Here is a 12,220-nt window from a genome sequence, read left to right as displayed (position 1 = left end):
TGCTCGGCCTGGGTGACGGAGAACGAAGACGGCCGGCTGAGAGTTCTCGGCCCGCCCCTACGACGCGAGCATCTGCGCCACCACCGCGTACAGGTCCTTGGGGTCGCCGGCGAGCATCTGCTTGATCAACGCGGCCTGTTCGTCCACCACGACCTCGTAGTCGCCGCGCTCGACCCCGTCCAGGGTCGCGCGCGCCACGTCCGCCGGGTCGGTCTTGGCCATCGAGATCCCCGCGGTCATGTCGGTGTCGGCCACTCCGAGGTGCACGGACATCACCGTGGTCCCCTGGCCGGCCAGCTCGTGACGCAACGCGTTGCCCATGTTCCACAGGGCGGCCTTCGACACCGCGTAGGCGGAGGCTCCGGGCATGGCGAGCCACGAGGCGCCGGAGGCGATGTTCACGATGCTCCCACCGCCGTTCGCCGCCAGGACCGGCGCGAACGCGCGGATCATGGACAGGGTGCCCCAGACGTTCGTGTCCATGTCGGCGTGTGCTGCGTCCAGGTCGCCCAGCAGGGTCGCCGTGGTCGCGATCCCGGCGTTGTTGATCAGCAGATCGACGTCGGTTGCGACCGCGGCCGCCGCTGCGACGGATGCGGGGGAGGTGATGTCGAGGGCGAGGCGCTCGACGCCCTCGAGGTCGATCAGGTCAGGGCGTCGGGCGGTGGCGTAGACCTTCGCCCCACGGGCGATCAGCTGTGCGGCGAGGTGGCGTCCGATACCGCGGTTCGTGCCGGTGACGAGGGCGGTGGCTCCAGAGAGGTTCATGCCGCTACGGTAGAACCTGACGTCAACGTGAGAATCAAGCCCGAGGGACAGAACGATGCGGATCGGTGAACTCGCAGAACGGGCCGGCGTCAGCGTCCGGTCGCTGCGGTACTACGAGGAACAGGGCCTCCTCGAGTCCGAGCGGACCACGGGCGGACACCGGGAGTACCGCGAGCCCGATGTCGCGCGGGTGCGCTTCATGCAGATGCTCTACGCGGCGGGCATGCCGAGTCGTCGGATCGTCGAACTCCTGCCCTTCCTCGACACCGGGGTCGCGACGCGGACGATGCTCGACCACTTCGACGAGGAGAGCGATCGCATCCGACGCCAGATCGAGGCCCTCGGTGCCACCCACGACCGCCTCGCGCGGCTCCGCGACATCGCGGCGGAGTCCGTCGCGGGGCGGCCGCCGGAGGAGTGCCGCTCGTCGGCGAACGCCGCCGCCGCCTGAGCGCCCCGACTAGCTGGCGGCGGGCCTGCTGAACAGGTTGACGACGTTGCCGTCCGGGTCGCGGACCAGTGCGGAGCGGTTGCCCCACGGCATCGTGGTCGGTTCGAGGACGACGTCGTCGCTCCTGAGCTGCAGTCCGGCGAAGGCGCCGTCGACGTCGGCGACCTCGAACTCGATGAGTACGGAGCGGTTCGTCGCGGGCGTCAGCGCGTCGCCGAGCATGGCCACCGTCGCGGTGCTGGCGATCGCGAGGGTCCCAACCGGGCCGCTGAACTGCGCGAAGACCGGTGCGGGGCGCTCGGCCTGCTGGCCGGTGACCCGTTCGTAGAAGGCGACCATGCCCTCGAGGTCGTCGGTGATGATGCGGACGGATGCGAACGACATGGGGTTCCTCACGGTGGTGCTGCTGACTCGGAGTGACCAGCTTCTCCGGCCGTCGCGACACCGTCCTGTCGGTGTTTCCGGAAACCGACGGCGCAGCTACTCGTCGAGGACCGGCCGGAGTCGTCCGTACTGGATCGCGAGGTCCTCGGATCGCAGGACGCGCTGCGCGGGCCGCTCGTCGGTGACCTCGACGGACAGCATCCGGTCACCCCGGAACGCCCGCACCCCGTCGCGCATCCGGCACCAGGCGATCAGGTACCACTGACCGTCCTTCCCGATCGACCCCAGCGGTTCGACGTCCCGGACGGACTCCGCTCCGTCGGCGTCCCGGTACCGGAGTCGCACCACTCGATCCGCGCGCAGGGCCGCCGCGAACTCGGCCGGGACGACCGTGTCCTCCTCGCTCTCCAGGAAGTGCACGCGGGACGCCAGCGCGCTGGCTCGTGCGGCATCCCCGGCGGGCATCACCGCGAGCGTCTTCCTGGCCGCGGTGTGCGCGGCGTGCCGGAACGGACTTCGCCCCAGTGAGCCGAGCCCGATCAGCACCGCGAGGGCCTCATCCGGCGTGAAGCCCGCCGGGCCGAGCGTCGCGGACGCGTCGATGACGTACCCACCCGTCCGGCCGGGCTCAGCCCAGATCGGCACACCCGACTGCTGCAACGCGGAGATGTCCCGTTCGATCGTCCGCACCGACACCTCGAACCGTTCCGCGAGACGACGCGCGCTCCGCGGTTGCGGGGAGACAGCGCGCAACTCCTCCACGAGGCCGTAGAGCCGGTCGGTGCGGTTCACCTCGTCATCTTCCCCCGCGCGTCGACCTTCCGTCCGATCCACGCCGTCTCGTGTGACGGGGGCTCACTCCGCGGAGCGCAGCTCCTGCACATCGCCGTCGGAGCACTTCGAGACGCCGGTGATGCTGTAGCGCTGCGGGTAGGCGTTGAAGCCGATCGAGGTGACGGGGCCGTCGACGCCGCGGATCCCGGTGAGCGGGTCTGCGCCGCCGCTCTCGAACCGTTCCGTCGTGATCCCCTTGGCCTTCCAGAGTTCCTCGACGGTGCGGATGTCGGCTGCCGGATCGCCGCCGCCGTCCGTGCCGCTCCGCTCCAGGATGTACACGAAGTGGGCGCCTTCCTGGCCGCCCGACCGGGTGCAGACCTCGGCAGCGGGGCCGCGGTAGACGGTCCAGTCGCCGCCGACCGCGTCGGTCGACTCCTTGACGACATCGACGATCGACTTCTCGGCGTCGGACGGGTCCGCGGTCTTGCCTCCGGGGGTGTTGCTACAGCCGGTCATGGTCAGCGCCGCTGTCAGGACGAGGACGCCGGTGCTGGTGCGGGCGAGGCCGCGGAATCGTTCGTTCACGGTCACAGTGTCCACTGCGGATTCTCCAGGAGCCGGGACTCCGCTTCCTCGATCTCGACGGCGGCACGGTTCCCTGGTGACGCGTCCCGGTGGCCGGGCTGCGGCACTCGACGGGTGACGACGACGGACTGGAGGCACGGTGCCAGCTGGCACCGTGCCTCCAGTCCGTCTCGGCTCACGTCCGGCTCAATGCCCGGTGAGCACGCGGTGGGCGAAGTCGAGTCGAGCGGCCGACCGAGACGCGGGGAGCCGCCCGCCGATCTCGAGGGTCGCCAATCCGTGGAGCGTCGCCCACGCCACCTCGGCCTCGGTGCCGTCGGGCCCAGGGAACGCCTCGTGGATCGCGGCGAAGGCGCGCTGGAGCGCGTCCGGGGCGGTGCCCGACCCGAACTCGATCCCGGACGGCATGGAGAACATCGCGTCGTACACCCGCGGCTGGTCGACGGCGAACCCGAGGTACGCCTGCATCCGGGCCTGCGGGTCGGCTGGCACGGCTTCCATCGCGACCGCGATCGCCTTGAACCCCTCGAGCGCGACCGAGTCGATCAGGGCCTGTCGGCCGCCGGCGAACGCGGAGTAGATGACGGGCTGCGTCACCCCGATCTCGGACGCGAGTCGTCGCATGGTGACGGCGTCCCACCCTTCGGCTGCCGCGACCCCGCGAGCCGCCTGGGTGATCTGCGCGCGCCGGTCGTCGAGGTCGGGAGCGGGTCGAGGAGACATGGTGAGAGGGTAACAGAACAAGGTTACATAACAACAGTAGACATGGGGGAGGAGCTGCACTAACGTCGTTACAGAACGACGTTAGCAATCACCGGAAGGTTCCCCCATGTTCATCGCCGCACTCGCAGTCGCCGTCCTCGGATACCTCTTCATCCTCTTCATCGGTGGCCGGTTCCTCCTCGCACCGACGGTCGCCACAGCCGGGTTCGGCGTGGCAGAGGACCGCCGTAGGGCATTCACGAGCATCAAGGGGGTCCGCGACATCACCTCCGGCATCGTGCCGCTGGTGGTCCTGCTCGTCGCCGGTCCGCACGCGTTCGGCTGGGTGCTGCTCGCCGCCGCCATCACCCCGATCGGTGACGCGATCATCGTCGTCACGAACGGCGGGACGCTCCGCCAGGCACTCACCGTCCACGGTGCGACGGCGGTCGTGCTCATCGTCGCCGGGCTCGTGCTCGCCCTCGGCTAGAGCTTCGCTGTCGACCCCGTGGCGCGGATCGTCATCGCTCGACGACCTCCGCCGCTCGTACGGCACGCACCCGCAGGAAGTCGAGCTTGTCGGCGTCGGGGCCACTCTCGGGCGTGGAGTAGACGACGAGCTTGATGTCGGAGTCGGGCACGGTGACGACGTCGCAGTCCAGGACGACGTCGCCGACCACCGGGTTGTGGACCGTCTTCACGAGCGACTGGTGTGCCGCGGCTCGTCCTTCGTCCCAGTACCCGGCGAAGCGTTCGCTCTCGGTCCGGAGCCGGGCGATGAACGCGCGGAACGCAGGGTCGCCGCCGAGGCTGCCGGCGGTGCGTCGGAGGTCGGCGACGAGCGCCCGCTCGAACGGTTCCGGCCCACCGTGCGCCGTCGCGATCTCGGCGACGCGGTTGTCGAGGAACGTCTGCACGATCAGGTTCTGCTCGGGGTCCCCGCGCACCGACGGCGCGTCGAAGAGTGCCTGCCAGAGCGGCGTGGAGTGCAGCAGTGTCCAGTCGGCGGCGAACACGGCGAGCGGCAGGTCACCCATCCGGACGAGCATCCGCTGGACTCCGGGTGGGATGTGGCGGGACACCACACCGGCCCGGGGTGAGGCGAGTCCGGCGGCGCGGTGGAACAGGTCCGTCTCGGCTCGGTCGAGCTGGAGCGCACGGGCGAGCGCCTGGACGACCTGGGCAGAGGGGGTGCGGGAGCGGCCCTGCTCGAGCCGCATCACGTAGTCGGCGCTGACACCCGCGAGCTGCGCGAGTTCCTCACGGCGGAGGCCTGCCGTCCTGCGCCGACCGTACGACTCCATCCCGACGTCCTCCGGGGTCAGCCGACCCCGCCACGATCGGAGGAGATCGCCGAGGGCTTCGACCTGGTCTGCGGACACCCCACCATTCTCCGCGCGGGGACCCGCCGCTGGGTAGGACTGTTCTTCCGTGGCTGGAGATCCCGCAGCGCCGCACGCTGGTCACCTCACCACCAGCAACGAGCTCGAAGGAGATCCATGACGAACACCCTCATCACCGGCGGCAACAAGGGCATCGGCCGAGAGACCGCGCGACGGCTGATCGCCGCCGGGCACACCGTGTGGATCGGCGCCCGCGACACCGATCGCGGTCGGCGAGCCGCCGAGGAACTCGGGGCGTCGTTCGTGCAGCTCGACGTCACGGACGACGCCTCGGTCGTCGCGGCCGCGGCGACGATCCTCGACCAGGCGGGGCACCTCGACGTCCTGATCAACAACGCCGGCATCCTCGGGGACGTCACCGCGCCCGAGGACATGACCGTCGACCAGTTGCGCGACGTCTACGAGACGAACGTCTTCGGCGTCGTGCGGGTGACGAACGCGTTCCTGCCGGTCCTCCGGCGGTCCGCGCAGCCCTCCGTGATCAACGTGACGAGCGGCCTCGGATCGTTCACCATGATCCACGACCCCGAACGCGTGGAGTCGCGGTACCCGCTCGCGGCGTACGGGTCGTCGAAGACCGCGGTCACGATGCTGACCATGCAGTACGCCAAGACGACGCCGGACGTCCGCTTCAACGCGGTGGACCCCGGCCAGACCGCGACGGAGTTCACCGGGAACCTCGGGCACAGCGTCGAGGAGGGCGCCGACGCGGCCGTCCGCGTTGCGACCCTCGGTGCTGACACGCCGACCGGCACCGTCACGGATCGCGAGGGCACCCTGCCCTGGTGACCGCGCGACGCTCCTCGTGCCGTGACGGGCTGGAGGTGCGGTGCCAGCGGGCACTGTGCCTCCCGTCCGTCCGCTGGTCGCGTGGCGCGACCGACGCAGGCTTGTTCACCCAACCGACGCATGCGCGTGGCAGGGTGGTGCGGGGCATCGTCGCCCGCAGCCCAGCCAGCCGCCAGCGGAGCACGATGCCAACACCCGACCTCATGATCGTCACGGACCTCGACGGGACGTTCCTCGACCACCACGACTACTCCTTCGACGCGGCCCTGCCGATGCTGGAACAGCTGCGGGCGGACGACGTCCCCGTGGTGTTCTGCAGCAGCAAGACGCGGGCCGAGATCACGGCGCTGCAGGCACGCACCGGGCTCGACGGGCACGCGTTCGTGGCGGAGAACGGCGCGGTCGTCGTCGGACCGGCGGGCGACGTGCTGGTCGGACCGGTCGACGGTGAGCTCGAACGCCTGCGTGCCGCGCTCGACGACATCCGAACGGTGCTGGGTCTGCAGTTCTCGACCTTTTCGGGTGTGACCGACGTCGTCGTCGCCGACTGGACCGGACTCGACGTCGCCGCTGCGAGTGCTGCCCGGGCCCGCGAAGCGTCCGAGGTTCTGCTCTGGCACGCCGAGGACGACGACCGGGCGGACGCGTTCCGCGCGGCGCTCGCCGCGGTCGGCCTCGACCTGGTGCGCGGCGGCCGGTTCTGGCACGTGCTGCCGGCGAGCCGCGACAAGGGCGCGGCGGTCCGGACGCTGATCGCCGACCACGAGCGCCGGACGGGGACGGTCCCGCGCACGATCGGACTCGGTGACGGCCCGAACGACACGGCGATGCTCGACGCGGTCGACTTCGCCGTCGTGGTCCGCGGACACGGCCCGGCACCCGGACCACTCGCCGACGACCGACCCGAGCGCGTCCACCGCACGACCGCCCCCGGCCCGCAGGGGTGGACCGAGGGCCTCACCCGACTCACCACCCCGTCCGTCAGGAGCCACCGATGAGCGACTTCCACCAGAACGGCGTCATCACGACGTTCCACGACCTCGGTCGCCGCAGCACCGCGAGCCTCGAAGAAGACCTGCGCGGCTTCGCCGAGAAGCGCCCGATGAGCCTGATCCTGCCGGCGCTGTACTCCGAGCTCGAGCGTCCGGCCCTGTCGCGGATCGTCGACGAGCTGGCCGAGGCCGACTGGCTCAGCGAGATCGTGATCGGGCTCGACCGGGCCGACCGCTCGCAGTTCGAGCACGCCCGCGAGTTCTTCTCGCGGCTGCCGCAGCGGCACCGGATCCTGTGGAACGACGGGCCGCGGCTGCGCGAGCTCGACGCCGAACTGGAGCGCGCGGGCTTGGCACCGGGGGAGCCCGGCAAGGGCCGGAACGTCTGGTACTGCACCGGGTACGCCCTGGCGTCGGAGCGGGCGGACTGCATCGCCCTGCACGACTGCGACATCACCACCTACGAGCGGGGCATGCTCGCGCGGCTGTTCTACCCGGTCGCGAACCCCGCGTTCGACTACGAGTTCTCGAAGGGCTACTACGCCCGCGTCGCCGACGGCCGGATCAACGGTCGCGCCGCACGGCTGCTCGTCGGGCCCCTGCTCCGCTCGCTCCGCCAGGTCTACGGGGAGTCCGAGTACCTGGAGTACCTCAGCAGCTTCCGGTACCCGCTGTCCGGCGAGTTCGCGATGCGTGCCCACGTGCTGAACGGCCTGAAGATCCCCGGCGACTGGGGACTCGAGATCGGCATGCTCTCCGAGGTCTACCGCGACTACGCGACCCGGCAGGTGTGCCAGGTGGAGATCGCCGACGCGTACGACCACAAGCACCAGCCCCTCGCCGAGGCCGACGGCACCGGCGGCCTCGCACGCATGGGCAACGACATCGTGCAGTCGCTGCTCCGGAAGCTCGCGACGATGGGCGTCCCGCTCACGGCCGACTCGTTCCGGGTGCTCAAGGCGACGTACTACCGGAACGCGCTCGACATCGTCGAGGTCTACCGGCACGAAGCCGAGATGAGCGGGCTCGCGTTCGACCAGCACGCGGAAGAAGCCGCGGTGGAGCTCTTCACCAAGGCGATCCTCGACGCCGGCGGCGCGTTCACGGCGCGGCCGAACGACAAGCCGTTCATCCCGAGCTGGAGTCGGGTGCGCTCGGCGGTGCCGGACGTGCTCGACCGGCTGCGGGACGCGGTGGAGGCGGACCAGCAGGACTGATCCGGTGCCCTGGGCGCGCGCCCTGGGTGCGGGTCAACGGCGGACGGGAGGCACGGTGCCAGCTGGCCCCGTGCCTCCCGTCCGTCGCTCTGGCGCCGTTCTCAGGCCGCGCGCTTCGGTGCCCAGCCGAGTTCCGGACCCACCCGCTCGGCGATGTCCGTGGTGATCTGGACGTAGTCGTCGGGCTCGAACGAGAACGGGAGCGCGAAGGCGACCTCGGTGACCGCCTGGTAGCCGACATCGGCACGCAGCCGGTCCGCGATCTCGGCCGACGTGCCCACCAGGTCGGCGGCGAAGAGCATCCCGGCGGGTCCCATCGGCACGCCGACGCGGCCCGAGCGGCTGTCGACGTAGGCGCGGTAGCGGGACTCCTGCTCGCTCGTCGCGGTGTCGGTCGGGATGACGACCAGGCCCTGCGAGACGCGGGCGGCAGCGGGGTCGGGGTGGACGTCGAGGTAGGCGTCGATCTGGGCGCGCTGGTTCGTGGCGAAGTCGGTGCCGTTCTCACTGCGGGTGACGCTCGAGGTGAGCAGGTGGAAGCCGTTCTCGCCCGCCCACACGGCCGACTTCGTGCTGCCGGTGCCGTACCAGATCCGTTCGGCCAGGCCGGCGCTGTGCGGCTGGACGGTGCTCGCGAACTCCTCGATGCCGCGGCGTTCGACGGTCTCGGTCACCGGGTCGCCGCGCACCAGGTCACGGAAGCGCAGGAGCCGCCCGTTGCCGAGGTCCTCGTGCTCCAGGGTGTCGGGGTAGATCGCGTCGCTGTACAGGTCGAAGTGCATCGGGGTGCCGACCGAGAACCCGGGGTTCAGGCGGCCACCGAGGAGCACGTCGACCGTGCTGAGGTCCTCCGCCAGTCGGAACGGGTTCTCCGCGCCGATCGGGGTGACGGCGGTGCCGAGGTCGATGCGCGAGGTGCGCTGCGAGGCGGCGGCCAGCACCGCGACCGGCGAGGAGATGCCGTGCTGCAGGTGCCGGTGGCGCAGCCAGGCGCTGTCGAAGCCCAGGGCCTCGGCGCGCTCGATCACGCGCAGGGTGTCCTCGTGGCCCTCGGACGGTCGGGCGGGGTCGAACGACCCGATCGTCAGGAAGCCGAGCCGGTGCAGGGGAGTTCCGTCGAGGGGCATGGGTCGATCGTGCCAGACGCGCCGTGCCGGGTCCGTCGTGCCCGGTGCGTCGCCCAGACCCCGGTCTTGCCGGTCAGGGCCGGGTCTCCTTGATCAGCGCCTCGACGTTGTTGCCGTCCGGGTCGGACACGAATGCCGTGTACGCGCCGTACTCCGGCCAGTAGCGCGGCTCGTGCCGTGACACCCCGCCGGCGGCGACGGCCTCGCGGTGGAAGGCGTCGACCTCGCTCCGTGAACCGGCCTCGAACGCCAGGTGGAGTCCGCGCGTCGTCGCCTCGGGGGTCCGGGCGGTCTCGAGCGAGACGCTCGGGGTGTCGTCCCCGTGCTGCCAGAACTCGGCGACGGAGTCCGTGCGGTAGCCCGCCCCGATGCCGAGGGGCGCGAGGGCAGCGGTGTAGAACGCGGCGCTCGCGGCGAAGTCGCTGGCGAAGACGCCCAGGTGGTGGATGAGGTGACGACCCGGCATGGGACGACCCTAGGCCGAGATCGCGGCATCCGTCCGGGCAGCACCCCGGTCCCGCTGGCAGGCTGGATCCGTGCACATCACCCTCGACTCCGCGACCGACATCGTCATCTCCGGCATCCGTTTCCCGGAGGGCAACCGCTGGCACGGCGGTCGGCTCTGGTACTCCGACATGCACACCGGCCAAGTGTTCTCGGTCGACCCGTCCTCGACCGACGGCCCCCGGCTCGAGGCCACCGTCGACGGGCAGTCGTCGGGGCTCGGCTGGCTCGCCGACGGGCGTCTGATCATCAGCTCGATGGAGTCCCGCACGGTCGTCGCCGTCGAGCCGGACGGCAGCACCTCGGTGTTCGCCGACCTCTCCACGATCGAGTCGTCGCTCGTGAACGACCTGGTCGTCGACGCCCAGACTGGCCGGACGTACATCGGCGCCTTCGGGTACGACCTGTACGCGGGCGAGGAACTGCGGCCCGGCCCGCTCTACGTGATCGACCCCGACGGCTCCGTCCGCCTGGCCGCCGAGGGCCTGGTGTTCCCGAACAGCGCCAACATCCTGCCCGGCACCCGGACCCTGGTGGTCAGCGAGACGTGGGGCGGCCGGCTCACCGCGTTCGACATCGAGGACGACGGTTCGCTGACCGGGCGTCGCGAGTGGGCGGCCCTGCCCGGCGGCGTGACCCCGGACGGCAGCACCGTCGACCGTGACGGCGCGATCTGGGTGTGCTCGGTCGACACGGGGGAGTTCCTGCGGGTCGTCGAGGGCGGCGAGGTGACGGACCGCATCGACGCCCCCGGGGACTGCGCGATCGACTGTGCGCTCGGTGGCGAGGACGGTCGCACCCTCTACCTGGCGACCGCCGACAGCTACGACCCGGCCGTGACGGCGACGACGCGCGCCGGTCGGATCAGTTCGGTGCGCGTCGAGGTCCCCGGGTGGTGAACCCGAGCGACCTCGCCGAGGCGACGCGTCGTGCCGAGCACCTGGTCGAGCACGGGCCGACGGTGGTCGTGATGTCGCAGCAGGCGGGGTTCGCCGGCATGTCGATCCTGTGGGCGTTCATCAGCCTTCCCTCCGTGCTCCGCACCGACTCGGTGATCTGGTTCCTGTTCGCCCTGGCCGGAGCGGTCGTGAACGTGACCGCATGGGTCGGTGCTCGACGCCACCGCAGGCTGCTGCCGTATCTCGTCGAGACGCCGGAACAGCCGCTCGGCGCGCTCACGCCGGCGGACCGCAAGTCCGTCACCCGACAGATCAGCGGACGGGCACCGGTGACGCCCGGGGCCGTGCCGCTCGTGCGGGCGATGCTCGCGTGGCAGCGACGCTCCACCTGGACCTCGGCCCCGACCCTGATCGGCACCGGGCTGAGCCTGTTGGGACTCGGAGGTGCCTCGGCCACGACGTTCGGTTGGGGTTGGGCGTTCCTGGTGTTCATCGCCGCCGTCGTGGTGTTCGTCACGGTCGCGACGGTGATCGGCGTACGTCGAAGCCGCCGGGTCCTGGCCGAGCTGGACCGGGCAGGGACGCCGGTCTCCTGACCTCGGGTATGCCGCCTCCAGCGTCGGTCAGCGTGGGTACGGTGAGGCCGAGATGGACAGTCAAGGTCCGGGGGAGGCCAGGCTGGTCCCATGTCGGACGAGATTGTCGAGCAGGAGTGGTTCCGAGCCGTCCTGCGCTCGGTCGGCGGGTCGGTGGACCGGGTCGAACGGCTGCACGGCGGGGCGGTGAACCACACCTACCGGGTGGACCGCGCGGGTGCTGCACCAGTGGTCCTGCGGTTCCCCGTCGACCCCAGTCGGCAGGACGAGTACCCCGTCGAGTCGTGGGCCGCTCGGAGCGCGAGCCGGGTCGGCATCCCGGTCGCCGAACCGCTCGCCCACGGGACGGAGGGCGGTGTCCCCTTCTCGGTGTCGGAGTACGTCGCGCCCGACCCACGACCGATCGACCGCCCGTGGCGGTGGCTCGGTAGCGCCGCCCGAGCCGTCGCCACGATCCCGCTCGTCGATGCGCCTCGGTCGTTGTTCTCGCGGTTCGGCGACGACCTCCGGCTCGCCTGGACCGCGCACCTCGACTACGACCTCGATGCGCTCGGCGACGACGATCCGCTGCTCCGTGACGGTGCCTACGCGTCGCCGGACCGGGTGCGTGATCGTCTCGCTCCGCTGTCGGACGCGCAGTTCGAGTTCGGGCTGGCCCACGGCGACCTCGCACCTCGCAACCTGGTCTCCCGCGGTCCGGACCGGCCGCCGGTGCTCATCGACTGGGGCGCCGCGGAGACCGGTCCGGCACCGTGGACCGACGCCCGCCGGGTCTTCGTGTGGACGTTCATCGACGGGTCCGTCACCCGCGCGGACCACGACGACTTCATGGCGGCTGCCGGACTCGCCTCGGACGACGACCACCGGCGGCTCGCGTCGATGACCGCGCTGCACCTGATCGACGTCACGCGGTGGGCGCGTGACCGGCGACCGGACCTGTACGACGAGTACCTCGGACGCTGTCGCAGCGGACTCGAGCGCATCGAGGAGGTCGTCGGCCCGGCCTAGCGCATGCGGCGCGCGCGC

At 71.1% G+C, this 12,220-nt stretch carries 16 protein-coding genes; 8 read left to right on the top strand and 8 right to left on the bottom strand.

The window, feature by feature from the left end; all coding sequences use genetic code 11:
• Positions 1-57: 57 nt before the first annotated feature.
• The gene (locus DEJ35_RS01700; RefSeq protein WP_111191928.1) at positions 58-768 is read right to left on the bottom strand and encodes an SDR family oxidoreductase; all 711 of its coding nucleotides are present in this window, start codon (positions 766-768) and stop codon (positions 58-60) included.
• Positions 769-823: 55 nt separating this feature from the next.
• Between DEJ35_RS01700 and DEJ35_RS01695 the strand changes: the two genes are divergently transcribed.
• On the top strand, positions 824-1,219 hold the full coding sequence (locus DEJ35_RS01695) for a MerR family transcriptional regulator (RefSeq protein ID WP_111102962.1): 396 nt from the start codon (positions 824-826) through the stop codon (positions 1,217-1,219).
• A 9-nt stretch (positions 1,220-1,228) separates the two neighbouring features.
• Here DEJ35_RS01695 and DEJ35_RS01690 read toward each other — a convergent pair whose 3' ends face one another.
• The 4 genes from DEJ35_RS01690 to DEJ35_RS01675 all read right to left on the bottom strand — a co-directional run bounded on the left by DEJ35_RS01690 (position 1,229) and on the right by DEJ35_RS01675 (position 3,688).
• Entirely contained in the window at positions 1,229-1,603 is a 375-nt protein-coding gene (locus DEJ35_RS01690) for a VOC family protein (RefSeq protein WP_111191927.1), read from the bottom strand.
• 96 nt (positions 1,604-1,699) lie between these two features.
• Positions 1,700-2,395 carry a YafY family protein gene (locus DEJ35_RS01685; protein WP_111191926.1) on the bottom strand — a complete coding sequence of 232 codons (696 nt, stop codon included), beginning with the start codon at positions 2,393-2,395 and terminating at the stop codon, positions 1,700-1,702.
• A gap of 63 nt (positions 2,396-2,458) precedes the next feature.
• A complete protein-coding gene (locus DEJ35_RS01680; RefSeq protein ID WP_146244726.1) occupies positions 2,459-2,965 on the bottom strand; it encodes a hypothetical protein in 507 nt (168 codons plus the stop codon).
• Positions 2,966-3,151: 186 nt separating this feature from the next.
• The gene (locus tag DEJ35_RS01675; RefSeq protein ID WP_111191924.1) at positions 3,152-3,688 is read right to left on the bottom strand and encodes a TetR/AcrR family transcriptional regulator; all 537 of its coding nucleotides are present in this window, start codon (positions 3,686-3,688) and stop codon (positions 3,152-3,154) included.
• Positions 3,689-3,794: 106 nt separating this feature from the next.
• Between DEJ35_RS01675 and DEJ35_RS01670 the strand changes: the two genes are divergently transcribed.
• Positions 3,795-4,157: a DUF4267 domain-containing protein gene (locus tag DEJ35_RS01670; protein WP_111191923.1), complete on the top strand. Its 363-nt coding sequence runs from the start codon at positions 3,795-3,797 to the stop codon at positions 4,155-4,157.
• 31 nt (positions 4,158-4,188) lie between these two features.
• Here the strand turns inward: DEJ35_RS01670 and DEJ35_RS01665 are convergent, their stop codons facing one another.
• Complete coding sequence (locus DEJ35_RS01665) at positions 4,189-5,049, bottom strand: helix-turn-helix transcriptional regulator (protein ID WP_111191922.1); 861 nt, start codon at positions 5,047-5,049, stop codon at positions 4,189-4,191.
• Between the two features lie 117 nt (positions 5,050-5,166).
• Here DEJ35_RS01665 and DEJ35_RS01660 point away from each other — a divergent pair, with 117 nt between their 5' ends.
• The 3 genes from DEJ35_RS01660 (at position 5,167) to DEJ35_RS01650 (ending at position 8,068) form a co-directional block, all read left to right on the top strand.
• A complete protein-coding gene (locus DEJ35_RS01660; RefSeq protein ID WP_111123140.1) occupies positions 5,167-5,859 on the top strand; it encodes an SDR family NAD(P)-dependent oxidoreductase in 693 nt (230 codons plus the stop codon).
• 185 nt (positions 5,860-6,044) lie between these two features.
• A complete protein-coding gene (locus DEJ35_RS01655) occupies positions 6,045-6,857 on the top strand; it encodes a mannosyl-3-phosphoglycerate phosphatase (RefSeq protein WP_111192005.1) in 813 nt (270 codons plus the stop codon).
• Positions 6,854-8,068 (top strand): glycosyl transferase, encoded by a 1,215-nt coding sequence (locus DEJ35_RS01650; protein ID WP_110859317.1) that lies wholly within the window; start codon positions 6,854-6,856, stop codon positions 8,066-8,068. Before DEJ35_RS01655 ends, DEJ35_RS01650 begins: the two co-directional genes overlap by 4 nt.
• A gap of 101 nt (positions 8,069-8,169) precedes the next feature.
• Here DEJ35_RS01650 and DEJ35_RS01645 read toward each other — a convergent pair whose 3' ends face one another.
• A complete protein-coding gene (locus tag DEJ35_RS01645; RefSeq protein WP_111191921.1) occupies positions 8,170-9,195 on the bottom strand; it encodes an LLM class flavin-dependent oxidoreductase in 1,026 nt (341 codons plus the stop codon).
• Between the two features lie 73 nt (positions 9,196-9,268).
• The gene (locus DEJ35_RS01640) at positions 9,269-9,661 is read right to left on the bottom strand and encodes a VOC family protein (protein ID WP_111123143.1); all 393 of its coding nucleotides are present in this window, start codon (positions 9,659-9,661) and stop codon (positions 9,269-9,271) included.
• 70 nt (positions 9,662-9,731) lie between these two features.
• Here DEJ35_RS01640 and DEJ35_RS01635 point away from each other — a divergent pair, with 70 nt between their 5' ends.
• The 3 genes from DEJ35_RS01635 (at position 9,732) to DEJ35_RS01625 (ending at position 12,202) form a co-directional block, all read left to right on the top strand.
• Positions 9,732-10,598: an SMP-30/gluconolactonase/LRE family protein gene (locus DEJ35_RS01635; RefSeq protein WP_181430106.1), complete on the top strand. Its 867-nt coding sequence runs from the start codon at positions 9,732-9,734 to the stop codon at positions 10,596-10,598.
• Positions 10,595-11,194, top strand: coding sequence for a hypothetical protein (locus tag DEJ35_RS01630; protein ID WP_146244725.1), 600 nt, complete (start codon positions 10,595-10,597; stop codon positions 11,192-11,194). Before DEJ35_RS01635 ends, DEJ35_RS01630 begins: the two co-directional genes overlap by 4 nt.
• A gap of 90 nt (positions 11,195-11,284) precedes the next feature.
• Entirely contained in the window at positions 11,285-12,202 is a 918-nt protein-coding gene (locus DEJ35_RS01625) for a phosphotransferase family protein (RefSeq protein WP_111191920.1), read from the top strand.
• Positions 12,203-12,220: the final 18 nt, after the last annotated feature.

The sequence above is a fragment of the Curtobacterium sp. MCPF17_051 genome (assembly GCF_003234595.1).
Taxonomy (GTDB): domain Bacteria; phylum Actinomycetota; class Actinomycetes; order Actinomycetales; family Microbacteriaceae; genus Curtobacterium; species Curtobacterium flaccumfaciens.
This window is presented reverse-complemented; position numbering and strand designations above follow the sequence as displayed.